The organism is Paenibacillus sp. FSL H7-0331, assembly GCF_001956045.1.
The window spans coordinates 391,843-417,838 of the sequence record NZ_MRTH01000001.1; the positions used below are offsets into that span (position 1 = coordinate 391,843).

The window sequence follows — 25,996 nt, forward strand, 5'->3', positions numbered from 1 at the left end:
TTATCCCTTGATCGCCCCGATAATGATTCCTTTGGAAAAGTGCTTTTGAATAAACGGATAAAAAACAATAATCGGCAATGAGGCATACACAACTGCTGCCATCTGCAGGGTCATCGTCGGGATCGTCTCATCGACGCTTTCAACCTGACTGTGCGCCTGCATCAGCATATTGCGGATCACCACCTGCAAAGGTTGGATATCCGGCTTGGTCACATACATAATTGCATGATAAAATTCGTTCCAGTGTCCCACCAGATAAAACAATCCAAGTGTAAACATCACAGGTACCGACAGCGGAACGACGATTTTGATAAGAAGACCGTATTCGGACGAACCGTCCATTCGCGCAGATTCCATAATTTCTTCCGGCAGGTTTTCAAAAAAGCTTTTCATAATCAGCACATTAAAGCTCCATATGGCGTTGGGTATGATCATCGACCAGACGGAATCCAGCAGCCCGGTGTCTTTGACAATCAGATAGGTAGGAATGATCCCCCCACTGAATAGAAGGGTCAGCACGACCATCATCAGAACGATATTGCGGCCGGGCAGATCTTTGCGGCTTAACGGAAAAGCCATCAGCGTAGTTAGAATGAGATTGATCGCCGTCCCGACCACAGTAATAAACACCGTAATATTGAAAGCGCTAAGAATATAAGGCTGATGGAACAGCTCTCTATAAGCCGCAAACGTTACGGATCTCGGGATTACGATAAATCCGCCATTGCGCAGCAGCTCGGTATAAGGTGTAATGGATACGGATACCACATAAAGCATCGGAAAAATAGCGGCGATTGAAACCAGCAGCAGAGTGACATACATGAGAGCATTAAATAATCGGTCGGATGTCCTGTTTACCAAATGCCCTCCCCCCACTTCTTCGCCAATTGATTGGATAATAGAACCAGCACCAGCCCAATCATCGATTTGAACAATCCGACTGCAGCGGCGAGACTGAAATTCAACTGCTCCAGCCCTGTTCGGAATACCCAGGTATCCAATATATCCGACACCTCATATACGCTGATATTGTACAATAAATAGATTTGCTCGAAGCCGGCATCGAGGATATGACCCAGCTTCAGAATGACCATCATCACAATGACGTTGCGGATGCCCGGCAGCGTAATATGCCAAATCATTCGAAACTTATTAGCCCCATCCACCTTGGCGGCTTCGTACAGCGCAGGATTAATGCCTGCCATCGAAGCCAGATAAATGATTGCCCCCCAACCCAGATCCTTCCATAGATCCGAGCCGACCAGTACGCTCCGGAACCATTCTGTCGACGACATAAACGCAATCGGCTGCAGGCCCGAGCCTACAATCCAGCTGTTGACCAGGCCGGAGCTGGGCGATAAGAAAGCAATCAAAATCCCGTAAATAATAACCCACGACAAAAAGTGAGGCATATAGCTCAGCGTCTGGACCACATTGCGAAACCAGACAACCTTACATTCGAATAAAAAAATTGCCAGTACAATATGCGGTACGATACCTGCTATCATTTTGTACACACTCAGCAAAAAGGTGTTCTCCAGCAGCTGCCAAAAATAAGGCGATTGATAGAACTCCTGAAAGTGGCCATACCAGGGATCGTTCCAGGGACTGGCCATAATCCCGTCCACAATACTGAAGTTTTTAAATGCGATAATCAATCCGTACATCGGAAAGTATTTGTAAACGATGTAATAAATAATTCCGGGCAGCAGCATGGTGTAATAGGCAAAATACTTGGCCCAATTGCGTCTAGAGAGCAGCATTAAGTTCTGGGTCCTCCTTATCGTTTTCGTGGAAAAAGTTGCTTCGCTTCGTTAGTATCGTGATCATCGATGACTACTTCAGTTTATCAAGTAGCAGGATTCAACTCTATACATCATTACCGTGATTTACTCCACTATTTCCGCGAGAACAGACGGCTGCACCGGAAAAGACCGGAAAATTTGTACCAAAACAAAAAAACGAAGCAAAGGTCTACACCTGGCTCCGCTCTGTTGTATAAGGAATGCGCACACATACTATCGTGCCTGTATGCACACCGTTAGCCTTCAGCCCATACGGCCTGCCAAAGTATAAAAACAACCGATGGTTGACATTGTACACGCCAAGTCCGTCCTTCCTGTTCATGTCGTCATCGTGGGGCTGACCCTCCAGCAGCTTTTGAAAAAATGGCTTGCTGATCCCGATTCCGTTATTTCTTATGTAAATACGCACACCCTTCTTATTGCGAAATGCACGGATTGTAATCATGCCGTGCTGACGTGTGGGTACAATGCCGTGAAAGATTGCATTTTCAACAAGCGGCTGCAGGGTTAATCGAGGCATCAGAACCTTGAGCACAGCCGGATCAATTTCCAATTTCAAAGTAAAGCGGTTTCCATATCTCACATTCTGGATTTGCGTGAACATTTCGATTCCTTGGATCTCCTCGGCAAGCGTCGTGAGTGAGGACTCTTTGCCCATTGAAATACTTAACAAACCGACCAGGGAATGAATCGTTTCCTGCACCTGATCGTTTTTATTCTGATAAGCCAGACTGGCGATGCAGGCAAGAGTGTTGTATAGAAAATGCGGTCCGATTTGATTCTGCAGCATTCGGATTTCATAGCTTCTTTTTTTCACTTCCATCTCCACAATATCTTTGCTGAGCATACTGATCCTCGACATAAGGGAATTATAGCTTCTTGCCAGATCACCAATCTCATCGCCCCGCGACACACTCAGGTAAGAGGGAACGTCGATATCCTGCACCCGGTCCATTTTTTTGGCCAAGGTAATAATCGGCTGTGAAAAGGTTCTGCTGATCATCAATGCGCCTGCAAGCAGAATAATGACCAGAAGCAGCGCAGCTCTGCCATACGTGGCATACAATTCACCGATATTCCCATAAAAATATCCCTTGTCAAATACTGAGATCAGGCTCCATCCCAACCGGTTCATATTCGATTTCACGGCGATCAGGTGGTTATTCCCGGTCTCCATCTCACTGGTCCCTGTGGGGAGCTCAAACAGCTGTTCATTCAAAGCCGCTGGTAGCTCGGGAGGGTATGACGGATATGGCAGCAATTTGCTGTATGCATTGCCTGCAACCAGGCGACCGCCTGCAGACATTATCATAAAGGTCTGAAACTCGCCGCCGCTTAAAGTCGCCAATCGCGAAGAAAATTCCTTCAGATTGATTTCGATCACGACAATCCCTTTTTGCGACCCGCCCACAGGACGAACAAAAGCAACGGTATACTGGGATAGCGACGACCAGTAGGGCTCACTCCAATTAATGCCACCATAGTTCCCTTTCGCCAGCTCAAATACATCGGGAAGCTCGCCTGAGCCAAGGATGTCATAATAAAGCTGGGTATTGCTTAAGATCGTCCCGTCATCCTTAACGAACAGTATGGTGCTTATAATAGAGTTATTGGTATCGGCATACTCCTGCAGGGCTTTCTCGGTATACATCGGGTCGTAGCTGTCGAAGATATCAGACCGGGATACCAGCTGCAAAATAACATGCTGCACATTTTCCAGGTAAGCATTCAAATAATCATTTGTCCGGTTTATAATGATCTCCGAGTCCCGGATGGTTTGGGCGCGAAACAACTGCTCCGATTGCACCAGCGTACTCCAGGCCAGAATACCGAATACAAGCAGACCGCCAAGGAACAAAAAAATAAAATGTTTGGTTGCCAGCCTCATACGATGCATGCGTCTTAACATGATGTTACCCCCGCTTATAATCAGATGGTGAGAGACCGGTGAACTTGCGAAATAATGGAGCAAAATAGCGATAGCTCGGAAAACCTACCATCTCGGATACCGTATACACCTTCAGGTTTGTCGTTTGCAGCAGCTCGATGGCTTTCTCGATCCGGCAGCGGGTTAAATATTCCTTGAATGTCATCCCCAGCTCTTCGTGAAACAGCCTGCCAAAATAGTCGCCGCTAAGCTCTACCTCCCCGGCAACAGCCGACAAGGTAACAGGCTCACCAAGCCGCTCCTGAATAATCTCCTTGGCTCTGCGTATCTCCTTTCTTACAAAATCCCCGCGTTTATCCTCCATCCAGTAAATCATATTGGAGATCAACTCATCCAGCGTGGCAGACTGATCGATACGCTGAACAAGCTGGGTACGGTCATGAACGATATCTTTTGAGCCTGAGTCCCATTCCTGAAGCTCGGATTTGAGAAACATGCGGATACCTGCCGGATGGACCCGATGCTTTAGCATCCATGCTTTAAAATCGGTCCTCACATATTCGTTAAAGCTCGATAAATCTGTCAGGCTGCGGCGAAAGCTCGTACGCAGCTCAAACTCCAGCTTGCCGTCCATTACCTGCATCGGCACCGGTTTACCGACGCATACAGAATTGCCTTCATTAAAAAAACAATAATCGATCCAAAAAAAAGTTTCACGAAACACATTGCGGTATTCGTCATAGCTGGTTACTTCGCTGCTGATAATCGCATACACGGTAGCATCGTGAACCAAATACGGCATGCTCGCTGCCAGGGAATGACGAATATGATCAATAATCCCGTTTGCGGTAACCGTAAGCTCCTCAAGAGGATGGGTCTGCGGAAACCAAACCAGATAATCACCTAAATTAATCGAGAACCAATACCAATACTTCATGTCTGCCAATCTGCTTTGCTTCTGCTGCAGGATCAGCAGCTCCTGAAGCTGCTGGTCCACGATCATTTCGTCCTCACGTTTGACTTGAGCTAGTATGCGTATAAAGCGGAAGGGAAGCTCCGGCAGCTTCTCAGGCAGCAGCAGGTTCTGCAACATATCCTGCTGCGATTGTTCCCGCAGCTGCGGCTGTCCCAGCATACGGCGAAACAGCTGTGATTTATGCTTCCGTTCCTCGGCCCGTTCGTATTCTTTTTGCGAATAGCGGCTTTGAAGCCAGTCTCTCGCTTTCTGAATCGTTTGCGCCAGCTCCTCCTGCCGCAGGGTCACCTTCATTAAATAGTCAACGGCACCCATCCTTAATGCCTGATGGACGTAATTAAAGTCGTCGAAGCTCGTTATCAGCACAACAGGAATCTCCGGATATTCCTGTGAAATTTGCTTTAATAAATCAAGACCTGTCATCACGGGCATCTTGATATCCGTAAACACCAGGTCCGGCAGCAAGCTGGCACATAAATCCAGAGCTTCCTCGCCATTCTCGGCTTCACCTACAATTTCCGCTCCACAAGCAGACCAGTCAAACAATTGCAGCCTTTGCCTGATGGGGACCTCGTCGTCCACAATAATGATCCGCAGCCTTTTGTCATTCATGCCCATGATCCCCCTTAATCTGTACGGCTTACAGTAATTGATAGCGTTCTCATGAACGGCTAAAAACCAGTATACCATGTCCTAACGAGAAAAAGGCGGATTGGCTCCGCCTCTTGATCCCGGGCTTCAGTTCGAACTGACCGAATCCCATTGCTTGATATGCTCCTTGAAAATCTGTTCGATTTTCCCTTTCATCTCTTTTCTGACGGTTGCCGTTACATCCTGCGAGCTGTTCTTTAACGTGACCGATAGCTTCATATGCGGATCCTTCAGACGTCTCTCTATCGTGCTCGTGACCGGGATTTTCCAGACTTCATAAGCATCTGCAATGCGCAGCGCGGCTATAAAGGAAAAACTGAAAAATTGAAAATACAGCTCGTCTGTATCAAAAATAAATTCCAGATTTTTATTATCCACGGTTGTTGTATCGATAAAAGAGGCATCATCCAGGATCGTGAGAAGCTCCGGCATAACTTCCTGATCCTTCATTGTACCAAGCAGATAGATCGCAGTAAACACATGGGGCTGGTTATATTTCCTACTCGACCTCGGTACATAGAGGTCGCGATTAACTACCATTTCTCTTAATATAGGCAGGGAGGCCGCATGACCGAGCATGCCAAGAGCAATAGCGCTATTTTTACGTAAAAGCTCTTCCTGCCCCGTCTGAATCCACTCGATTAACGAGGGGAGCAATGAATCGTATGCAGCTCCCAGACGCCTCACGGACCATATGGCAATTCCCGGCTTGTCTGTACTTAATGCCGTTCGGATCGCTTCGATATCCGTCAGCCACTTCAATGGGCTGTTCGACGCCTGACTGGTATGATCCTGTGGGGTTGTATCACGCAGCTCAAGGCTGCTGTCAAGGCTCAGGTAGCCCGTTTCCAATTGCAGAGCTAGAAGCTTCTTATAGGGAATTTCGCTTAAACGTGCGGTATCGGAAATCGCTAAATACGCTAGATTTGCCGCTGTCTCCCCGCTCTTCTGCATATCGCGCTTCTGGCGTACACAAGCCGCGATATCATGATCCACCGATAAACTTCGACCGGCAGCCAAAAGTCCGTCGTAGCCCTTGGGAATCAACGTGCCCGCCGGAATGGGGACGCTGAAATTCAATCCCCATAAGCTAGCGGCAACGAGCCATTGCTGTTGGGTATCACTTTCGAAGGCAATGTCTTTGCCGTGGTTATCCAAATTCGAATATGCATAGAAAGCCGGCTCTGTCGTCAGTCGGTCATCAAGGTAGTCCTTGAGGGTGACCTGAGCCTCCCCGACAATAGTTCTCGTCTCACGGACTCCCAGCAGCTGATTCGTTTTTAGCAGCATGGATTGTTCGGTATACTGCTCCTTTAAATGTGTAGGCAGCCTGTTGGATTCGAGGATCGTTCTGGTGACATCCTCCGGATTCGTAATATCGATATAACCGGAATCCGTATAAAAATTGCCCACACGTTGGTTCTCATATAGTTTGAATACCACGTTCGAGAATGGCTGCGGCTGGCCATCGATAGACCTGCCCAATTGGAAGGCACAACCGGCCATCTCACATACTTCGGCATTTCCGGAGCAATCGATAACGATCCGGGCAGAAGACTGGTGAATCCCGGCCGGAGATACCCAGCGTAGTCCCGTAACCGTTCTATCCTGCATATATACGCCGATTACATAGGATAGATAATGAACTTCCGCACCGGCACTTGCTACTTCTGTATCCAGCACCCAGCTTTTCAGCTCCGAATGCATCCCTTTAAACGGCAGGAAATCATCCTGCTTCTGATACTTCGTGACCTGCTCGTCGATTTGCTCATAAATGCCGCCCCGCGTACCGTAATAATACCCTGCCACCCCACCCAGCGTACCTGTACCACCCATGCCATTCAAACGTTCAATAGCCAGCACCCTTAACCCCTTGCGTGCAGCCTGCATAGCTGCAAAGGAGCCAGCAGTACCAAGACCTACGACAATTACATCATAATGCTCCCCGAACTGCGTATGGATCTCACTGGAGCCTATACGGCCCGACTTTTTCTCCCATAGCTTCATCATTGCTGAACCCCCAATCGATGCTGGTAACCATGATCGAAAGCTTCTAACGGATTGTCGTAAAAAGCAGACGGGAACCAGTCCCAGCCCGGTTCCAGATGATGGTGTGGTTGGTCGTATTTCATATTGAATTCATCGGCGTGTGTGACAAATGAACATGTGCGTAAAGCTTCAGGACGATTCAGCCAAAATGTAAACAGCTTATTTCGGGCTATTGCCCAGTTGTCCTCTATGTCAAGCGGATATTCAAGAATAGCCTCTGGTACGAACCGTCCATATTTAATCGCATAACCGGCGGCGGCATCGTTTGGCTGCAAGAGTGGACTTGACTCCGGCTGCCGATTCGGGCTGTATGCTGTCTTCGAATTCCCGGCGGGCTCCAACTTCAGCTCCGGGCTGTGCGCTGTCTCCGATAGCTGTGCAGACTGAGACCAGCCGTGAATCATCATATTCAGGCTCTTGGAAGCCGGACCCCACTGCCCGGGCCTGGTGACGCAATAAGGGGTCGTATCAATTAATTGATCCGTAATGATCGTTCTGAGCCCAGAGGCATCATATACCAGCACTTCAAATTGATCCTTGTGTTTATTGACTTCCACTACGGAGGTTAACAGCCGAACATCAAGCTTGGCTTCACTTAATTGATTGACAAGAACATGCATCAGCCCAGGCAAATGCAGCTTTCCGTCTGCAGACATTGCATTTCTCGCCAGGCACTCCTGTCCAATATCCAAACCCTTGGAGGAAGTTGCCTGATAAGGCTGATCGGCCAATTTAAAGCTGCGAATAAATTCATTGCCGACTGCGCTGCTGTATTCAAGTGTAACCGCGTCTTTCCCTTTGCTGAATGCCACTCCAAGCCCCAGCATAGAGGCACCTATGATCAGAGTAGGTATATATTCATGTTGATTCACCATCTTCATCTGCCTTTCCGAAAGATTATTTATAACAGGGAGGATACATCGGCTACATACACTCTGCGTGTTCCGTCTGCGAACCCGTTAAAGGCGATCCATTTGAATCCAGAATCCCATGCGGGGTGCGGGTCCACTCTAAGCGTGTTGTCATAAGCCTGCTGCGTATGGATGCGGACGATTGCCGTCTCATGGCCATTACGCAAATCTACCCAGCGAAGCGGAACGGTTCCATCGCCATAGGCAGGTGTGTCCTTTAAATAGGCATCGGTCAGCAGATGCGTTCCGTTCGAATGGACGGTAGGATGCCCGGAGCCCGGATTGTCTACCAGCTTATGCAATCCCGTGCCATCGTATCGGAATTGGACGAATCGAATCCCATCACCGTCGATATTCAGATTCATCGTCAAATGCTCGCCATCGGGATGCCAGTTAATATGATGGCCACCCTTCGAATATTCCTCAGGGGATACGGCAAGCCGCACGTCGCTTCCATCGCTTTTGACGGTAATCGCTTGTTTGATTTCACCGCCACCGGGCTTAAGCCATCTGAGAATCATCATCAATCGGGTACCCTGCGGATTGTACCTGCATTGAAAGCCGTAGCTTTCACCTGTACGGTAGGTGTCGAGATTTACTTGCGACCCAAGCGATTCCAGCATGCTCCCAATCGATATCAGCTGCTTTCTTTGCCCGCTTTCAATATCCGTGATATATATACCGTCATCGTATGGCAGCCCGTTGTTCTTAGGCAAGCAGTCGTCAGGAACAATAACGCCATAACCGTCCTGCGTTCGGCGCGCACGAAGCGGGCAGGTGGTCGCTGCGCTTTTCCCATCCGGAGAAATGACGAACAGCCCCTGCTCAAAGATGTGCTTGTTACCGGTAAACGGATTGAGTCTGACCCCGATCGGCTTCCAGGTGGTCGTATCCACATCGTTATAGTAAATTTCCGTGTCGCTCGTTCCCCATTGCACATTAGCGCCAATCTGGCTTTCCCAACCGCAGGTTTCGGCAATCACGGCTTCGGTTCCTTCCTGAAGATCCACCCATACAATCTGCCCCCGTTCTCCGGGTACCGGATACCGATTCTCAAATGGCATGCGGAAAAGCGCCATATACCGGCCCGATGGGCTGAAAGGCGAAGTATCAAAAAAACGATGGATGACCCTTCCTTCATGGGGTGTCACGCACCAGACTGGAACCTCTGGATTAAATTGTGTATAGGACGGATAATGAGCATCTAGATTAATCAATGAAGCAAGCCTCCTTTGTCTCAACAGCTATTTCTATTTTAACAAGCTCCCCTGCCATGAACTATGCATACAATCCGTCAAATCATATACCAATGCCGCCAAAAATATAACGCTACCAGAACAAAGACAGCGCAATTAAACTCAAAGCCTGCAGAGTTCATAAAAAGCAAAAAAACCTCTCTGGATGAGCGTTCATGAACGAACACTTCTATTCCAGAGAAGGCTTTCTACCCGAATTATTGATAGCAATTTCCTTAAGAATCCTTATATCCGACAGACAAACGCTCTTCCGTATTCACAATTACCTGCTCACCACGCAGAGCAGGCGGCAGCCAGCCGTCAGCAGACTTGCTGATCTTGTAGAACGATTCCGGCTGCGGAATATCCGGCCAGGTCGCGCCATCACCGTTAAATTGCGGCAGCCATGGAGCCAGCGCGTCAAACATCTCATCGCACATATCCCATACCTGCTGTGTCGTACATTGTGCAGCAGTTAGAGGATCATGCAAAATGGCCAGCTTGACCAGCTCACGGTTTCCGGTAAGCGCGGCTTCGACTGCCATCTCCTGAACACTAATGCTCGTACGGCACGTTGCCGCACACTGCAAGGGCAGATCACCTACCCAGGCAACGTTAATGCCATTGCGATCTACATAACAAGGAATTTCAATTGTAGAACCATCGGGCAGGTTGGTGATAAATCCTCTGTTCTCAATATTGAAATGGCCGCGGTAGGTATTGCCTGTTTCCAGTGCCTCGATAATATAGGAGCCATGCTCGTCGGAACGCTCCCCAAGCTTGATATATTCAGCTTCACCGCTCATCCATTTGGGATACATCTCAAGATATTCGTCACGCTTGGAAATACAGTGGTTTAAATAACCTGCAGTTCTGCCGCCGATCCATTCGCCTTTATAAATCCATTTGTCGATCTCTTCCTTGTTCTTGCGGTACCATGGCAAATATTCGCTTAGATGTCCATTGGATTCCGTTGAATAATAACCGAAGCGCTTCAGTACATCAATCCGACAAGGCTCACGCTCGGACAGCTCGGGATGCTTCTCAAATGCCTCCAGCAAATAAGGCGTCATATCTCTTCCTTCATGCGTAACCTGAATGTACCAGGTTTGATGGTTGATGCCCGCACATATAAAATCAACCTCCTCACGCGGCAGTCCAAGCGCTCTGGCGATTTGCTTATGACCACCCTGCACACCATGACACAAGCCAACAACGTTAATGCCGCCTGCACGCCGCAGCGCCCATGTGTTCATCGCCATCGGATTCGAGTAGTTCAGCAGCAGCGCATTTGGCGCGGTTTCACGCATATCCTTGGCAATCCCGAGCAGCACCGGTATCGTCCGTAGGGCAAAGAACACACCGCCCGGTCCAAGCGTATCACCGACACATTGATCGACGCCATATTTGAGTGGAATCTCTACATCATGATGGAACGCTTCCAAACCACCGACACGAGCCATACAAATGACGTAATCTGCACCGGCTATGGCTTCCCTTTGATTCGTCGTTTCCACAATCGTTGCAGCGAGGCTGTTCTTTCCAATTAAGTTACGGCACAGGTCTGAGACCATCCGCAGATTGTCTGCGTTAATATCCATCAGCCGAAACTCGGTGTCCCTGAACTTCTCTACAGATAAAATATCCATCATTAATCTACGTGTAAAGCCAACACTTCCGGCACCAATCATTGCTACCTTCAACATGGTTACATCCTCCTGATTCCTCATGAATCTAATAAATTGCTTCCTTTATCTAAAATAAAGTATTATAGAAACAATGACAATGGTAATAAACTGCTTTCCATAGGTAATATATTGCTGTATTGAGTTATGATTTCAGATCGATGAAAAGAGGAGACTTCTGACTTGTCTAATAAATCCAATGAACCGTTTCGGCACAGCTATGGCTTTCGATTTCGGGAAACACCAGTTTATGAGATCGCCCAGCTGCACGGGGTCGGATGGGAACGAACAGTCAGCACGGACTACAACTGGGATGGGCTCAATCGCGGCGAAGAAGGGGCTTTTTTATTCCAATATACATTGTCTGGCTATGGCATGATGCATATAGAGGGGCAATCCTGCCTGCTCACTCCCGAAAAAGCATTTCTGGTATGGATTCCAAGCCAACATCGTTACTATTTCCCCCCGGAAAGTGATCACTGGGAGTATATGTTTATTATGATGCGGGGTGAGCGGCTTCGTCCCATCGTCGATGAGCTGATTTCCAAGCTCGGACATGTGTCCGACTTTTCCATAGATAGCCCTCCAATCCGGGCATTGAAAATGATATTCGAGAAAGCCAGACAGCGGCAAATTACAGATGGTTACCTAAACGCGCTATTTGCGTATCAATTTATTACTGAGCTTCACCGCAGCACGACCTTTGAAAAATCCATATCCGAGATCCCCGAAGCGATACAAAAAACCGTACATTTCATTGAGCTGCACTACGAGCAGCCCCTCAATCTGGACGAGATGGCCGAAAATGCGGGACTCTCCAAGTATCATTTTCTCAGACAATTCACGCGCTTTATCGGACTGACGCCACTGGAATATTTAAACAAGCTGCGCATCGAAAAGGCGGCCGAGCTGCTGCGAACGACCGAACAAACCCTGGACGAGGTTGCAAGTTCCGTCGGGTTTGCAGGGGGTAACTATTTCTCCAAGGTATTTCGGCATTGGGTAGGCATGTCACCAGGTAAATACCGTAACGAGCATGGCCTGGCTACAGACAATCTGTTTTTAAGATGAGGTGATGGTCAGCTCAGATGCATTCGTATACACTACCGTTTGATTACGTCCGTTATGCTTGGCTTGGTACAGCGCATCATCGGCGTTTTTAAATAATCTTTGTATGCTCAATACTTCGTTCGGATAGGACGCGATGCCAAGCGACAATGTAATTCTTTTCCCTGTCGGACAGTCCATACCTTCGATACAGGTTCGAATACGCTCAGCCAGCAAATAAGCCTGTTCTTCCGTGGCATCAGGCAGCAGCATGGTGAACTCCTCTCCGCCATACCGGCAGCAATAATCTTGCTCCCGCTTCTCGGACAACATGATGTCCGCTGTGAACTGGAGTACCTGGTCCCCCACCTGATGACCGTATGTATCATTGACCAATTTGAAATGATCCAGATCCAGCATGATTATACTGAAGCTTCTCGACTGCGCCTGCCACAGCCCAAGAATGGCATCCATAGTCCTTCTATTGGTCAGTCCTGTCAGCGGATCGGTTTGCGCTTCAAAAGAAAGCTCCTCGGTTCTTTTGTTCATGATATGAAAAGCCTTGGCAATGGCTGTATACAGTTCATTAGCTTCATAATTCCAGTGATCGATTTCAGGAATTTCCTTGCCCCTGCTGTCAACGTTATTCAGACTGGAGGCGATGTCCGCGAGCCTGCTCAGAGGTTGAGATAATTTATGTGACAGCCACAGCACCAAGGCAAGTACGATAATTAAAAAGGGTAACGAATACAAAGCCATCGATGTTATCAGTTTTTTTGTGCTTTGATCCACATATTGCTTAGGCGTCTGAGCCACAATGCCCCAGCCGGTTTCTGGGACGGTGGAATAACCGGCTAAATAACTAACACCCTTCGTATTGGTTACCTCGTCTTGACCGCTGCTTCCGGCTACAATTTTTTGTACGATAGGATTCGTATTCACATTTTCCCCAATACGTTCAGGGTCTGGATGATAGATGAGATTGCCTGCTGCATCGACGACATAATAATAGGAGCCGTTAGTGGCCGCCGATTGCTCACCCAGTATTTTTTTAAGCGAATTAGGCTCTTGCAGGTAAATGGTACCTGAGATAAATCCGTTGTAGCTTCCGTTTCCATCAAAAACGGGATGACTGACCAATAGGATCAGCCGGTTCGTTACTGCCTTGTACGGCTCTGACATTAAAGGTTTTTGCAATTCCAGCGCTTGTCTGGAAGCCTGTGATGTCAGCTTCTGTCCAATAATGTCCGAATTTCTTGGTGATATCGCACGTAACGACCCGGATTTATCTACCAACGCTACAGAATTAAACAAAGTATCGGTGCTCATTAAAAAATCCAGCTGCTCCTGGACTTCTTCATCCGAGCTGTGTTCTTTAGTAAAGTATTGTGCGGAAGCCCTCACGGTTTGTTTCATCGATAAAATAATCGTTTGGGCTGTTCGGCTCAGCTCGTCGGACCGTATTCGATTTAATTCCTGCGTCGTGCTGTATAAAGATGTTTTCTCAGCCTGGTAGCCTACGAACGAATTAATCAGCAGCGTCATGAGCACGGATAACAGGACCACACTGGATATGACAAATGAGATTTTAAACCCTTTTTTACTTGGCTTCATACTAGTTCCCCCATGGTCTAATTTCATAATGCAAGCATGTACTCACATCTGCGTTCACTCCTTTTTCTGAACATACATGCCTTGATGCTCCGACCATTCTACATACAGAGCATCCTGCAATCGTCCAATCCCGTTTTTCTTCAGCTCGTCCAGCAGCCACGGTTTCGTTCGACCCAATCTTGCTAATCGATCCGTTTGAATCCGTCCATTCTCGACAAGCACCATTGGAAGCGACATGGACTTCTCTGGAAGCTCCTGATCAGTCCTCGTGATACTGTCCACATCTGTTTTTTTCAAAACCGAGATATTCCCGTTCGTTTCAAATACAGCAAAAGCGACCTCACGTACTGTAAATATATTTTGCTCCCGCAGCAGCGTATGTAATTGGTCAAAATCAAGATTGTTGCGCTTCATCGCCCGAAAATCGATTTTTCCCTGGTTAATAATAATATCGGCGCGGCCATTCAAATATTTAGACAATCCTGGTATAAACTGCACCAGCTTTTCCAGAAACAATGACATCGCTGCCCACAGTATCAGCGCATAGAGCAGCTCACTTAGAGTAACGTCCTTGTCATAAAGCGTGTTGCCAACAATCTCGCTTAACATCAGAGAGGAGACAAAATCGAAGGCGGTCAGTTGTGAAATTTCTTTCTTGCCGAGCAGTTTTGTAATTAGCCACAGCCCAACCATGGCCGTAACCAGCTTAACCGTTATGTAATAGAAATTGTCCATCAGGAAACACCCTCTCTATGCATCTATACACATCTTACACCATCAGCAACACGGACGAAACCATCGGATGTCCATAGAGGGGTTCAAAAATATTTTATTATTGACAACATAAATGATAATGATTATCATTATTGATTATCTGATAACGTTTATCATTGTTGGTATTCGCTTAACATCAGTACGCAATTACACATAAAGGGAGCTGGGTATAGGAATGAGTAAAATTTTGATGGTCTTCACAAGCCTTACCGGAAATACACGGGATATGGCAGACGCCATTGCCGAGGGTATTAAATCCGAGCATGTAGAGCTGGATATAAAGGAAGTCATGTATGCATCAGGCGATGACCTGTTAAAATATGATGGTATCGCGCTGGGCGCCTACACTTGGGGAGACGGAGATTTGCCGGATGAGTTTCTCGATTTCTTTGATGAAATGTCGGAGGTGCAGCTGGATGGACAAAAAGCGATTGTGTTTGGCTCCTGCGATTCTTCTTATCCTGTATTTGGCGGGGCGGTCGATCAGCTCGTTGACAAGCTAAAGGAAATTGGTGCTGAGGTTGTAGAGGAAGGCTTGAAAATCGAAATGTCCCCCTCGCAGAGCGAGCTTAAACAATGCCAGGAATTCGGTGCCGCATTTGCTAAACGTTTAGTTGGTATCAAGCAGTAATCGACTGGGACCATCACGGTCCGTATCAATACCCATCGGAACCGTCTATGAGCTGCTATGCGTCCTCGTGAACCCGCCTGTCTCCGCAAGTTACCTTTAACAACATCAGGTCGGCGGGATCACGGGACCGCTATTCCACAAGTGTGACCTACTTGCGCAAGCACACTTTAAGTGACAATAACCGTAATGCCTTTGTCGCGAAGCTTATCGATTTCGGCGGCTGGTGTTTTCCCGTCCGTAATAACGGTATGGATCTGCTCCACAGTACAAATCCGAAAAAAAGCAACTTGATTGAATTTCGTATGATCGACCGCAACCACTACCTTTTGTGCATTCTCCATTACTTTTTTGACAACTCGGGCTTCTTCAATACTGGGAGTTGTCAAACCCTGTTCCAGGCTGAAGCCATTCACTCCGATAAAGGCCGTCTCGACATAAATGCCCTCCAACGACCTTTCCGCCATTTCTCCAACCAAGGCCAACGTATTCGGGCGAATATTGCCCCCTGTCAAAAATACACTCACCCCTGCCGCATGCATCAGCTCTGTCGCTATATTGACCGCATTCGTGACGATATTCAATCGTTGACGCTCCATAAGCAGCCGTGCCGTATGGCTTAATGTCGTTCCTGTCATGATCGCTACGGTCATTCCATCTGTAATGAGAGAAGCTGCAGCTTGAGCTATGGCTTGTTTTTCATCAATCCATTGATCCTCCTTCTCGGCAAAAGAAGGCTCGTACAGCAGCCGCTCTAGAAGAATCGCGCCGCCATGGCTTCTGGATAACAAGCCAGCCCGCTCCAGCCGCTCCAGATCCTTTCTCACGGTGACCTCCGATACCTTAAGAAGCGCGCTTAGCTGGGAGACCTCGGCGCTCTTGTTAGCTTTTAAATAATCCATGATCCGTTGATGCCGCTCCAGGCTTAACAATTTACGTGAATCTGCATGGGAAGCGTTAGTAGGGTCCTCACTCACACAGGCTCACTTCCCAAGGTCAGCAGTATTTTTCCTTTAACGGCACCTGGCTGCTTGTACAGCTCAAAGGCATCGTTGATTTGCTCCAGAGGCAATATTTTATCGATCATGTCCAGGAAATTGAATCTTTGCTTACTCAAAAAATGTGCTGTAAGCTCCCACTCATTCCCGGGAAACGGCGCACTGTAGGACATCCAGGAACCGGTTAAAGTAAATTCTTTTCGGTTCATCAGCTCAAACAGCTTGTAATCAAAGGTAAGCTCCTTGGTTGGGGTACCTACGAAGCAGACCTTTGCCTTATTCGCCGCCAGCTCAAAGCTAAGACGCATCGTCACATCCGATCCCGCTGTCTCCATCACGATACCGAAACCTTTGGCACCTACTATAGAAGTCGCCTGTTCCTTGAAGTCTTCGCTGCGTGTATCGATCACATAATCCGCACCCAGCTTGCGGGCAAGCTCCAGACGATCATGGTTGATATCGAATACCGTAACCGTTCGCGCTCCAAGCACCTTGGCCCACTGCAGGGTTAATAAGCCAATCGTGCCTCCGCCCAGAATGGCCACGTCCTCGCCGCCTTGAAAGCTGATATGACGCAGCGCATGGAGGGCAACAGCCGATGGCTCAAAGAAAGCCGCTTCCGCATAGCTGACCGTATCATCAATCCGAACCGCATTGATCTCAGGAATAATGACGTACTCGGCCCAGCTGCCGTTCACCCGTGAACCCACGAAGGAATAATATTGGCATTGGGCAAAGTCCCCTTTGAAGCAATCCACACATTGATGACAAGGGACCAACGGCGCTCCGGCAATCCGATCCCCGACACCGATCCGTGTTACACCTGTGCCGACCTTGGCAACGATCCCGGCGAATTCATGCCCGAGTACAATGGGATAATGATGCGCTTTGGTTCCCAGGACCCGGGGCACGTCGGAGCCGCAAATCCCTGTGGCCATTACTTTAACCAGAATTTCATGCGCCTGCGGCTGGGGAATGGCTATATCTTCAACACGAATATCATCTTGTCCATATAATACTGCTGCTTTCATGCGTCAAGACCTCGCTTTCATTTGTGGAAACCAATCCCTCAAGCTTGCATAAGCCGATAGGTACAGCTCGTAACCCTTTGTATACAGCTCCGCGTGTGCAGGATCAGGAGCATAAGCTCTTTGGAAACGGACCGTCCTTCGAACAGCCTCGGCAAAGTCCTTATACATACCTGTTCCAACCCCTGCCAGCATTGCGGCTCCGAGGGTGGTTGCCGTATCGGATGCTGCGATCCGCAGGGTTTTGCCTGTAATATCTGCTTTAATTTGTGACCATAGCTGACTATTCGCCGCACCGCCCATACTATACAGCTCACCGACACCTACCCCGCCATCGGCTGCCGTTACCAAATTGTGCTGCAGCGAATATGCACAGCCCTCCATAATGGCACGAGCCATATGACCACGCGTTGTTGCATAGGAAAGTCCCAGAAAAACACCCTTGGCATCGATATCCCAGATCGGGGAGCGCTCACCTGCCATATAGGGCAAGAAAATAAGGCCATCACTGCCCTCGCTAATTTGTGCCGCTTCCTCATTGATCTCTCTGAAGGGTTCGAACACAGGCTGGGGTACAGCGCTACCATTCTGCTCCGCTTCTGCAGCGTCTTCCAGCTTATCTGCTGTAACACCCTTCCCGAACAGCTCGCGTTGAAACCAGTTCAGGCTCCCGCCACCGACCGTACCGCCCTGCAGCAGCCATTTACCTGAAACGACATGGAAGCCCAGGATCAGCTTGTCATTCATGATAGGCTGGCTCATTACGATGCTCATTCCACCGGCCTGACCTCCCTGCTCCTGAGTTTCACCATCATGAATCGCGCCAACTCCCAAAGTGCCGCAGGCCGCATCCAAGCCTCCAGCAACAACCGGAGTCCCGATGAGCAGCCCGCTGCTCGCGGCAGCCTCCTCATTAACCGTCCCAACGATATCACTGCATCCGTACAGCTCAGGCAGCAAGTCCGGATCGATTCCCAGCTCACGACACAGCTCTATGTCCCAGGTTCCCGTTTGCATATCAAATGCATGAATACCATAACCCTGTGAAAGATCGTGCGAAACAATCCCGGTCAGCTTGAACACGATAAAGCTGTTGCACTGCAGCACCTTATGTGTCCTTGCGTACAGCTCAGGCTCATGCTCCTTCATCCAGAGGATTTTGCCAGTCGTATAAGAGGGTGACAGCGGATTGCCGGAAACTGCAAAAATTCGTTCCTCCCCTACGGAATGCTTCATCTGCTCACACTGACTGACTGCACGCCGGTCCATCCAGATCATACTGTTACGCAGCACCTGTCCAGTCACATCCACCGGAATCATCGACCAGCTTTGTCCGTCCACGCCGATACCTTTAACTTCATGCGGGTGGATAGCGGTTTGGGCAAACATTCGCTGCGTCCCGCGGCATACCGCCGCCCACCAATCGAGCGGATTCTGCTCCACACAATCCTTCGCCGGATACAACGTTTCATATTTTTCGGTGCATTGAAAGGCAACCTCGCCATCCGGTGTAAACGCAGCTATTTTACAGCCGGAGGTTCCAATATCGATACCAAGCAGATACTCGTTATGCATAAGGCAGTATCCCTTCCTTCTTTCTATAGCATTATGCGCGGCCTGCACTGCCGCAAAGATTGATTTTATCTATTGCCATACGCTTGACCGCTTCCTTGGCAGGTACCATATATTGACGTGGGTCCAGCTCCTCCGGATGCTCAGCAAAAAAGTGCTGAATGGCCAATGAAAATGCATTTTTTAATTCGGTAGCCACATTCATCTTGGCCATCCCCAATGCCACACATCGCTTGACCTGATCAGCAGGAATACCTGAGCCGCCATGCAGAACAAGAGGCACAGCGACTCGACTCGCGATTTGTTCAATACGCTTGAAATCTATATTCGGCTCTCCCTTGTAAATGCCATGTGCCGTACCGATGGCAGGAGCCAGTGTAGGAACACCGGTCAGCGCAAGGAATTGCTCACACTCCTCGGGAACCGCCAGCATTGCATCGGCATCACTCACAACAATATCGTCCTCAACACCGCCGATATTGCCCAATTCCGCTTCCACATTTACACCCCGTCGGCTTGCATAGGCGACGACTTCCTTCGTCCGCTCGACATTGTCCTCGAATTGCAGCTTGGAGGCATCGATCATGACGGAGGTATATCCAGCTTCTATACACTGTTGAATCAGCGTCAAATCCTGACAATGATCAAGATGAAGTGCAATCGGTACCGATGACCGGCGTGCCGCTACTTGAGCTGCTGCTACAATATAATCCATCCCCAAATGCTTTACGGTACCGACCGTGGTTTGAATAATAACCGGTGCCCTGCAGCTCTCGGCCGCTTCCACAACTGCCTGCAGCATTTCCAGTGTATGTACGTTAAAGGCGACGATTCCGTATCCTTGTGCTCTTGCTTCCACTAATAGCGGTGTAGATGAAACCAACCTTCGACTCATCATAAAGCCCTCTTTCGGTTTAAAGTGTGTTATTGTTTCGTTTTGTTATTTATATTTACGTTTTGCTTCGTTTATAAGTTATCATACTTATTTTCGCGGGTAACGTCAATCCCTGTTCGCTAACTCCCTAGCTCGTCAGAAATATTTTCCCCTGATTGCCTCCACCACTCTCTGCAGCTCTAACTGCTTCATGTATCGCTGTCAGATCGTAAAACAATTGTGGTTGCATCAGACTTAATCTCTTATCCTGAATGAGCGATATCAACTGGTTAAAGGTTTCATGCCAGGCTTGAACAGATACGCGCTGATTCCAATGACGCAAATGAAGCATTTTAATATGGACTTGAGCCTTGTTTGTGATCTCCGCCCAATTTACAGATGTTCCTGATAAAAGACCTATGGTTAATAATGAGCCATGAGGACGTACGCAATAAACTAATTCTGTACCAGGTAATCCCCCTACCGAATCAATTGCAGCATCGGCCCCCCGACCATTCGTCAATTCCATCACTGTTGGATGCAGTGGCATTTCTGATGTAGGGATAACATGGGAGGCACCCAGTCGAAGTAATTCTTGGGTATAGCTATGATTTCTCGTCACTGCAATCAATCGAAAACCTAAAATATTAGATAATTGGGCAAAGATGCGCCCCACCGAAGAGCCGCAAGCATTGACCAGTACAACATCGTCTGGCTGCAAATTCAAGATTTCCGTACAAGCAAGCCAGGCTGTTATCGGATTTATATATAATTGAGCTGCTATGTAATCTTCTATACCATCAGGTAATGGAACTACCCATTGTGCTGGCGCTTTAACAAATTGCTGCCAGGTGCCCTCCCCACGTAAAGGCAGTACACGTTTACCTATCAGCTCTTGAGAAACCGAAGGACCTACATCCTCCACAATGCCGATACCTTCATATCCAGGAATACACGGAAGTGAAATACGATGGGAATAGGCTCCCGTAATCGGGATCAGATCGGATGGGTTGATGGGTCGAACCCTCATTCGCACAAGAACTTCTCCACGATCAGGTCTCTCCACTTCTTTATTCTCAATCTTTAAAACATGCTGCGGATATCCGAACTCATACCATCTAATACATTTGTTTTCCACGATCATAGTCCTCCTGTCCTGTTAAATCATATCACAAACGGACAATCCGCCAACAATTCAAAAAGCCCTTTCACCTGCCTCCATTAAAGGAAGGCAACCAAAAGGGCACATTGTCAGCATCATTTCTTCGATACCACTATATTCTTGCCAAATACTTGATGATCTCCCCTAATCGATCCACTACGATATCCGGTGCGGTATGATCCAGCGGAATCGGCTGATGCCGGGCCAGTCCCTGCCGTACCCATATCGCCTGCATGCCCACACGCTTTGCAGGAATGACATCGTTATCGATCCGATCACCAATCATTACTGCATGCTCAGCCTTGCACTGCGCTTCTGTAAGGGCTCGTTCATATAAGCGTACATCCGGCTTCGATAACCCTTCCTCTGCCGAGGAGCAGACAACCGAGAGATATTTCAGCATTCCATACTGCTCCAGTCTCGCGGCCGTGCCTGCACTCTGATTGGCGATAATTCCAAGCTTGTAATGTCGGCTCAGCTGCTCCAGAATCCCGACAGCGTCCGGGAAAGGCTCATCCCAATCCTTGCGATAAGCCATACCCTTGCGTATCTCCAGACGATCCGTCTCGGACGGAACGAACTGCTCCATGACCTGCCGCATCGGAAACGTACTGAACAACCCATGATAATGTATGAGCGACTGCTCCACGATATGCGGCTCAATCTCATAACCGAGTCTCGCGGCGTTATTGACAAATTGCCTGATGCTCTCACGAATCGGCTTCGATTCGTCCACCAACGTTTCGCCTACATCAAAGAAAATCCAGCTGATTGCACGATTGTCCCACTTAGCCGCTACCATTAATTCAACTTCGAAATCCGGTCAACCTCGGCCAACTCCTCAGCCGTAAGTGGGTCACCGATAAACTGCAACGCATCCTTGATTTGCTCCGGCCTCGATACTCCAAGAATAGCGGAGGAAACATGTGGGTTGCTCAGCACCCATGCCAAAGCGAATTGCGCCAGTGTCCAGCCGCGGTTGGACGCCAGAGGCTTGAGCGATTCGATAATGTGGTAATTGCGTTCCACACCGAGCAGGGTATGTATTCTTCTTTCTCCAGCTGCGGCTCTCGAACCCTCAGGTGGCGCTTCCCCCTGCTTGTATTTCCCTGACAGCAGTCCACGACCCAAAGGGCTGTACACTACAACACCGACCTGCTCGGAGGCAACGAAAGGAATCAGCTCTTCCTCAATGCCTCGCGTAATAATACTGTACTCAGGCTGCACACTTTCAAAACGGTGGAGATGGTTCAGGGCACTGATCCCATGAGCCTTGGCAATTTGCCATGCAGCAAAGTTGGAGCAGCCAATATATCTTACCTTGCCCGATTTGACCAAATCATCGAGAGCGCTCAGCGTTTCCTCAAGCGGCGTCTCCGGATCAAAGCGATGTACCTGATACAAATCAATATAGTCGGTTTGAAGCCGCTTCAGGCTTGCATCCACCGCACGGAATATATGATAGCGGCTTTGTCCTGAATCATTAGGGCCTATCCCTACTTTGCCATGTACCTTGGTCGCCAGAATGATCTGATTTCGTCTGCCCTTCAGCACTCTGCCCAGTATATACTCCGACTCTCCGGACTCCAGAGGATTATCACGATCCATACCTTTTCCATATACGTCAGCTGTGTCAATCAATGTAATTCCTGCATCCAACGCGGCATCCAGAACCTGCTGGGACTGCGCTTCATCAATCCAACGCCCAAATGCCATCGTACCCAGACTTACCTCGGAAACTTTCAAACCGGTTCTTCCCAATTTTCTATGCTTCATTTGCTTGAACACTCGCTTTCTATAATAGGATATGAAAAAGAGACACACCATGGCATGTTGGCCTCCGGCTGTCCGGCAGAACCTAAATTAATTATTTATCCACATTGGTTTACTATGATATCATGCTAGCAAAGTGTCTTTTCACTGTCAACCCAAAGGTAAAAACTGCAGAGAAGCCTGTATAGCCTGCTCCAGCTGGGGCGTCGTTCCCTTAAATGGATGAACAGCTCCGAATGTATGGTTTCCACCAGCAATAGTGACTACGGAATGCTTGGCATCCCCCGCACGCATCTGTTGAAAGCCTTCCATCAGACGGGGTGAATCCTGATCCCCCTGAATCTGCTGTACAGGGATAGTGAGACCCGCTAATTGTTTCACAATGTCAAACCGTTCCTTGTTGTCCATCAGGTCCTCATAAAATACAGCCTTGATCGGCATTTCCTGCTTGGTGCGTACATTGGCCACGTAGGCGATCCCGTACTCCTCCAGCTGCTTTTTGAAAGTGTCGTCAAACAGATCCGTGAATCCGATTCCGTTCCATGTTAATACAGATTTAACCTGCGGATGCTCAGCAGCAAATATAATGGCGGTTCCTCCACCTTTACTGTGCCCCCACAAATGAATACTTTCCTTGTCCGCAGCATCAGCAAGTGGAAGCTTATTAGCAAGCAGCGCCTGAAGAATGACCTCCAGATCCTGCTGCTCTCTGGAAAACGTATTCACGGCGAAACGCTCCAGCTCATCAAAATCGGTTTCATTCACCCCGTTGCAGGAAAAATTAAAAGTGATTACATAATAGCCCTGCTCTGCAAAACGTGTGGCGATATATGGGAAAAACCCCCACTCCTTAAAGCTTTTAAAACCATGACAGATCAGCAGCACGGGACATGGGCCAGGTCGGTCCGGTACAACTCTAACTTCTCCGCGGATAAACAGTTTCTCTCCTGAGTCCAAGTATCCTGCTTCCAAGGTAAATGCTTCCTGAGTCGTAGAAGTTTCGCTCAAATCACTCACTCCTTAGCCTTCGAATTGTCTTCTTATATCTATTGTACAGCTTTACTCTCTTGTATGCACGACTCATTGAAGACGTTGAATCAAAGGTGAATAAAATCGTGTGAGATGGGTAATATTGTGTACGTCATAAATCCAAACGAGAGAAGGAAACCTACATGAGCAAAAAAAACATAGAGCAGGATACGCGCCCTACTCCCACACCTGACTTTATCATTACACCTGTCGATCAGCAGGATGCTGCCCCGACAGATATGGTGAGCGAGGCTGTCGAAGAAATCATGGATAGGGTTGAAGACACATTCGACGGTAAATCAGATGATGAGAAGCAACAAAGCAACAAATAGACATCGAACAAAGACACCCTTATCGGTGTCTTTGTTTGTTTCTTATTCTTTAACTGATCCCAACGTTATGCCATGAATGAAAAAGCGCTGCAACAGTGGGTAAACGATCAGTACAGGGATCATCGCGATAAAAATTTTGGCCGCATTCAGAGTCTGATTGGATAACTCACTCATTCTTTTTAACTGCTCGGTATTCAAGGTTGAAGCATCAATAATCACAACCAGCTGCTGAATGTACGTTTGCAGCGGATAATGGTCGGCTCTCGACATCAGCACCAATCCGTTAAAAAATTCATTCCAATGATACACAATACTGAACAAGGTTACTGTAGCAAGAACCGGAACCGCAAGAGGAATATACAGCTTAACCAGCATGTACCAAGGACCCGCACCATCAACCAACGCCGCTTCCTCCAGCTCTTTGGGTAAATTACGGAAATAATTAACGACCAGAATGACATTAAATACCGGAACGCTGTGTCCAAGCACAAGTCCCCAAATATTATTGATCAGGCCAAGCGCCTTGACCGTTTGATACCATGGAATCAGACCGCCGTTAAACAACATGGTGAACACCAATATCCACATCAGTATATTTCTGAGCCGAAAATCTTTTGTTGTTTTGGATAATGGATAAGCCATGAGAACCGTTACGACAAAGCTGACAACCGCGCCCAACACCACACGCTGAATCGAAATCCAGAACGAGTTGAAAAATTTGCTGTCATCCATAATCTCACGGTACGAGTTCAAATTAAATCCAACTGGCCACAATCTTACCTGCCCGGCTGCCGCTGCCGAATTCTCACTGAGCGAAACCGCCAGCGTATACCAGATCGGCAAAATACACAGGAGCGATACACCGACCAGCAGCACTATCAATACAATATCAAACACTTTGGACCCCAGTGTTGCTTCCTTAACCATAACCATCCTCCTTTCACCAACTGTTTCAACCCGTTCATCTATTAAAAAATACGATAATTTGCATATTTGGAAGCCATGAAATAAGAGCAAGTGATAAGAATAAAGCTGACAACCGACTTCAATAGCCCCGCTGCTGTCGCCAGTCCATACTGCAAATTCACTAATCCTGTCCGGTAAACCCAGGTATCGATAATATCGCCCGTGGAATATACGAGTGGATTATACAGATTGAAAATTTGATCAAAACCGGCATTCAAGACATTGCCCAGACTTAATACAGTGAGCAGAATCACTGTTGTCGCTATTCCCGGAACCGTGACATGGAATAGGCGCTGCAAACGGGTTGCACCATCCATCGCCGCTGCTTCATACAAGGAAGGATTGATTCCGGTTAAAGCTGCCAGAAAAATAATCGTATTAAATCCAAATTCCTTCCAAACGTCGCTTCCTACAATAATAAAAGGAAACAGGTCCGCCCTCGCAAAAAATAAAATCCGCTCTCCCCCGAGCGCCGACAGCATATCATTAATCGGGCCTTTGTAGGCAAAAATATCAAGAAGTATCCCCGAAAGAATGACCCACGACAGAAAGTGCGGTAAATAGACGATGGTCTGAATCCATCTTTTCAATATCATAATTCTTAATTCATTGAGCATTAAAGCAAAAACCAACGGAACCATCAGATTGGCGATAATTTTCATGACCGCAATAAAAATCGTATTCACGAAAATCGTTTTGCTATCTCCGAGCGAAAACATATAGCTGAAATTGTCCAGACCTACCCATTCCGAATGCAGCATGCCCAAACCCGGATTGTAATCCTGAAATGCGATGACGAAGCCGAACATCGGAACAATACTGAACAGGGTCAGCCAAATAAAACCCGGCAGGAGCATGATATAGTAGTGCTTGGCAAAACCTTTTGTTACCAATGCTTTTCACTCCTTAAGTGAAGTGCGGTGAAGAAGAGAAGAGAGCAGTTCCGGCTGCCATGTGGTTCCACCTCTTATTCACCGCACTTCCTAAACTCGCACAATA

Annotated in this window: 23 protein-coding genes; 3 read left to right on the top strand and 20 right to left on the bottom strand. The window is 47.9% G+C overall.

All coding sequences use genetic code 11. The features are described 5' to 3' along the window. The 8 genes from BK127_RS01860 to melA all read right to left on the bottom strand — a co-directional run bounded on the left by BK127_RS01860 (position 1) and on the right by melA (position 11,221). Positions 1–861, bottom strand: coding sequence for a carbohydrate ABC transporter permease (locus BK127_RS01860; protein ID WP_372237338.1), 861 nt, complete (start codon positions 859–861; stop codon positions 1–3). Further along, the gene (locus BK127_RS01865) at positions 855–1,763 is read right to left on the bottom strand and encodes an ABC transporter permease (RefSeq protein ID WP_076227980.1); all 909 of its coding nucleotides are present in this window, start codon (positions 1,761–1,763) and stop codon (positions 855–857) included. Before BK127_RS01865 ends, BK127_RS01860 begins: the two co-directional genes overlap by 7 nt. A gap of 211 nt (positions 1,764–1,974) precedes the next feature. Then, complete coding sequence (locus BK127_RS01870) at positions 1,975–3,714, bottom strand: cache domain-containing sensor histidine kinase (RefSeq protein WP_076227982.1); 1,740 nt, start codon at positions 3,712–3,714, stop codon at positions 1,975–1,977. A gap of 4 nt (positions 3,715–3,718) precedes the next feature. Beyond that, positions 3,719–5,281, bottom strand: coding sequence for a response regulator transcription factor (locus BK127_RS01875; protein ID WP_076227985.1), 1,563 nt, complete (start codon positions 5,279–5,281; stop codon positions 3,719–3,721). A gap of 126 nt (positions 5,282–5,407) precedes the next feature. Then, positions 5,408–7,330, bottom strand: a complete 1,923-nt coding sequence (locus tag BK127_RS01880) for an FAD-dependent oxidoreductase (RefSeq protein WP_256711135.1) — start codon at positions 7,328–7,330, stop codon at positions 5,408–5,410. After that, positions 7,327–8,244 carry a hypothetical protein gene (locus tag BK127_RS01885; protein WP_144026337.1) on the bottom strand — a complete coding sequence of 306 codons (918 nt, stop codon included), beginning with the start codon at positions 8,242–8,244 and terminating at the stop codon, positions 7,327–7,329. Before BK127_RS01885 ends, BK127_RS01880 begins: the two co-directional genes overlap by 4 nt. Before the next feature lie 26 nt (positions 8,245–8,270). Continuing rightward, positions 8,271–9,497 (bottom strand): hypothetical protein, encoded by a 1,227-nt coding sequence (locus BK127_RS01890; RefSeq protein ID WP_256711136.1) that lies wholly within the window; start codon positions 9,495–9,497, stop codon positions 8,271–8,273. Positions 9,498–9,751: 254 nt separating this feature from the next. After that, on the bottom strand, positions 9,752–11,221 hold the full coding sequence (melA, locus tag BK127_RS01895) for an alpha-glucosidase/alpha-galactosidase (protein WP_083688976.1): 1,470 nt from the start codon (positions 11,219–11,221) through the stop codon (positions 9,752–9,754). Positions 11,222–11,383: 162 nt separating this feature from the next. On the opposite strand from melA, the gene BK127_RS01900 reads away from it, so the two are divergent. Next, positions 11,384–12,271, top strand: coding sequence for an AraC family transcriptional regulator (locus tag BK127_RS01900; RefSeq protein ID WP_076227989.1), 888 nt, complete (start codon positions 11,384–11,386; stop codon positions 12,269–12,271). On the opposite strand, the gene BK127_RS01905 is transcribed toward BK127_RS01900, so the two are convergent. After that, positions 12,263–13,861: a sensor domain-containing diguanylate cyclase gene (locus tag BK127_RS01905; RefSeq protein WP_083688977.1), complete on the bottom strand. Its 1,599-nt coding sequence runs from the start codon at positions 13,859–13,861 to the stop codon at positions 12,263–12,265. The two genes, BK127_RS01900 and BK127_RS01905, sit on opposite strands and share 9 nt — an antisense overlap. 54 nt (positions 13,862–13,915) lie before the next feature. Next, positions 13,916–14,596 (bottom strand): DUF421 domain-containing protein, encoded by a 681-nt coding sequence (locus tag BK127_RS01910; protein ID WP_076227993.1) that lies wholly within the window; start codon positions 14,594–14,596, stop codon positions 13,916–13,918. A gap of 214 nt (positions 14,597–14,810) precedes the next feature. On the opposite strand from BK127_RS01910, the gene BK127_RS01915 reads away from it, so the two are divergent. Continuing rightward, positions 14,811–15,266: a flavodoxin gene (locus BK127_RS01915; protein WP_076227995.1), complete on the top strand. Its 456-nt coding sequence runs from the start codon at positions 14,811–14,813 to the stop codon at positions 15,264–15,266. Positions 15,267–15,433: 167 nt separating this feature from the next. On the opposite strand, the gene BK127_RS01920 is transcribed toward BK127_RS01915, so the two are convergent. From BK127_RS01920 to BK127_RS01955, 8 genes are all read right to left on the bottom strand, one after another. Beyond that, entirely contained in the window at positions 15,434–16,240 is an 807-nt protein-coding gene (locus tag BK127_RS01920; RefSeq protein ID WP_083688978.1) for a DeoR/GlpR family DNA-binding transcription regulator, read from the bottom strand. Then, positions 16,237–17,292 carry a galactitol-1-phosphate 5-dehydrogenase gene (locus tag BK127_RS01925; RefSeq protein WP_076227997.1) on the bottom strand — a complete coding sequence of 352 codons (1,056 nt, stop codon included), beginning with the start codon at positions 17,290–17,292 and terminating at the stop codon, positions 16,237–16,239. The genes BK127_RS01920 and BK127_RS01925 overlap by 4 nt, the downstream gene beginning before the upstream one ends. A 3-nt stretch (positions 17,293–17,295) precedes the next feature. Further along, a complete protein-coding gene (locus BK127_RS01930; protein WP_076227999.1) occupies positions 17,296–18,864 on the bottom strand; it encodes a xylulokinase in 1,569 nt (522 codons plus the stop codon). Between the two features lie 31 nt (positions 18,865–18,895). After that, positions 18,896–19,756 (bottom strand): class II fructose-bisphosphate aldolase, encoded by an 861-nt coding sequence (locus tag BK127_RS01935; RefSeq protein ID WP_076228001.1) that lies wholly within the window; start codon positions 19,754–19,756, stop codon positions 18,896–18,898. A 127-nt stretch (positions 19,757–19,883) separates the two neighbouring features. Beyond that, complete coding sequence (locus tag BK127_RS01940; RefSeq protein WP_144026338.1) at positions 19,884–20,873, bottom strand: zinc-dependent alcohol dehydrogenase family protein; 990 nt, start codon at positions 20,871–20,873, stop codon at positions 19,884–19,886. A 136-nt stretch (positions 20,874–21,009) separates the two neighbouring features. After that, entirely contained in the window at positions 21,010–21,699 is a 690-nt protein-coding gene (locus tag BK127_RS01945) for an HAD family hydrolase (protein WP_076228005.1), read from the bottom strand. Further along, positions 21,699–22,673: an aldo/keto reductase gene (locus BK127_RS01950; RefSeq protein ID WP_076228397.1), complete on the bottom strand. Its 975-nt coding sequence runs from the start codon at positions 22,671–22,673 to the stop codon at positions 21,699–21,701. Before BK127_RS01950 ends, BK127_RS01945 begins: the two co-directional genes overlap by 1 nt. 147 nt (positions 22,674–22,820) lie before the next feature. Beyond that, on the bottom strand, positions 22,821–23,678 hold the full coding sequence (locus BK127_RS01955; protein WP_076228007.1) for an alpha/beta hydrolase: 858 nt from the start codon (positions 23,676–23,678) through the stop codon (positions 22,821–22,823). Positions 23,679–23,842: 164 nt separating this feature from the next. Here BK127_RS01955 and BK127_RS01960 point away from each other — a divergent pair, with 164 nt between their 5' ends. Next, positions 23,843–24,031 (top strand): hypothetical protein, encoded by a 189-nt coding sequence (locus BK127_RS01960; RefSeq protein WP_076228010.1) that lies wholly within the window; start codon positions 23,843–23,845, stop codon positions 24,029–24,031. Positions 24,032–24,073: 42 nt separating this feature from the next. On the opposite strand, the gene BK127_RS01965 is transcribed toward BK127_RS01960, so the two are convergent. Together BK127_RS01965 and BK127_RS01970 are read right to left on the bottom strand one after the other, a co-directional pair. Next, a complete protein-coding gene (locus BK127_RS01965) occupies positions 24,074–24,958 on the bottom strand; it encodes a carbohydrate ABC transporter permease (RefSeq protein ID WP_076228012.1) in 885 nt (294 codons plus the stop codon). 41 nt (positions 24,959–24,999) lie between these two features. After that, entirely contained in the window at positions 25,000–25,890 is an 891-nt protein-coding gene (locus BK127_RS01970; RefSeq protein ID WP_083688979.1) for an ABC transporter permease, read from the bottom strand. Positions 25,891–25,996: the final 106 nt, after the last annotated feature.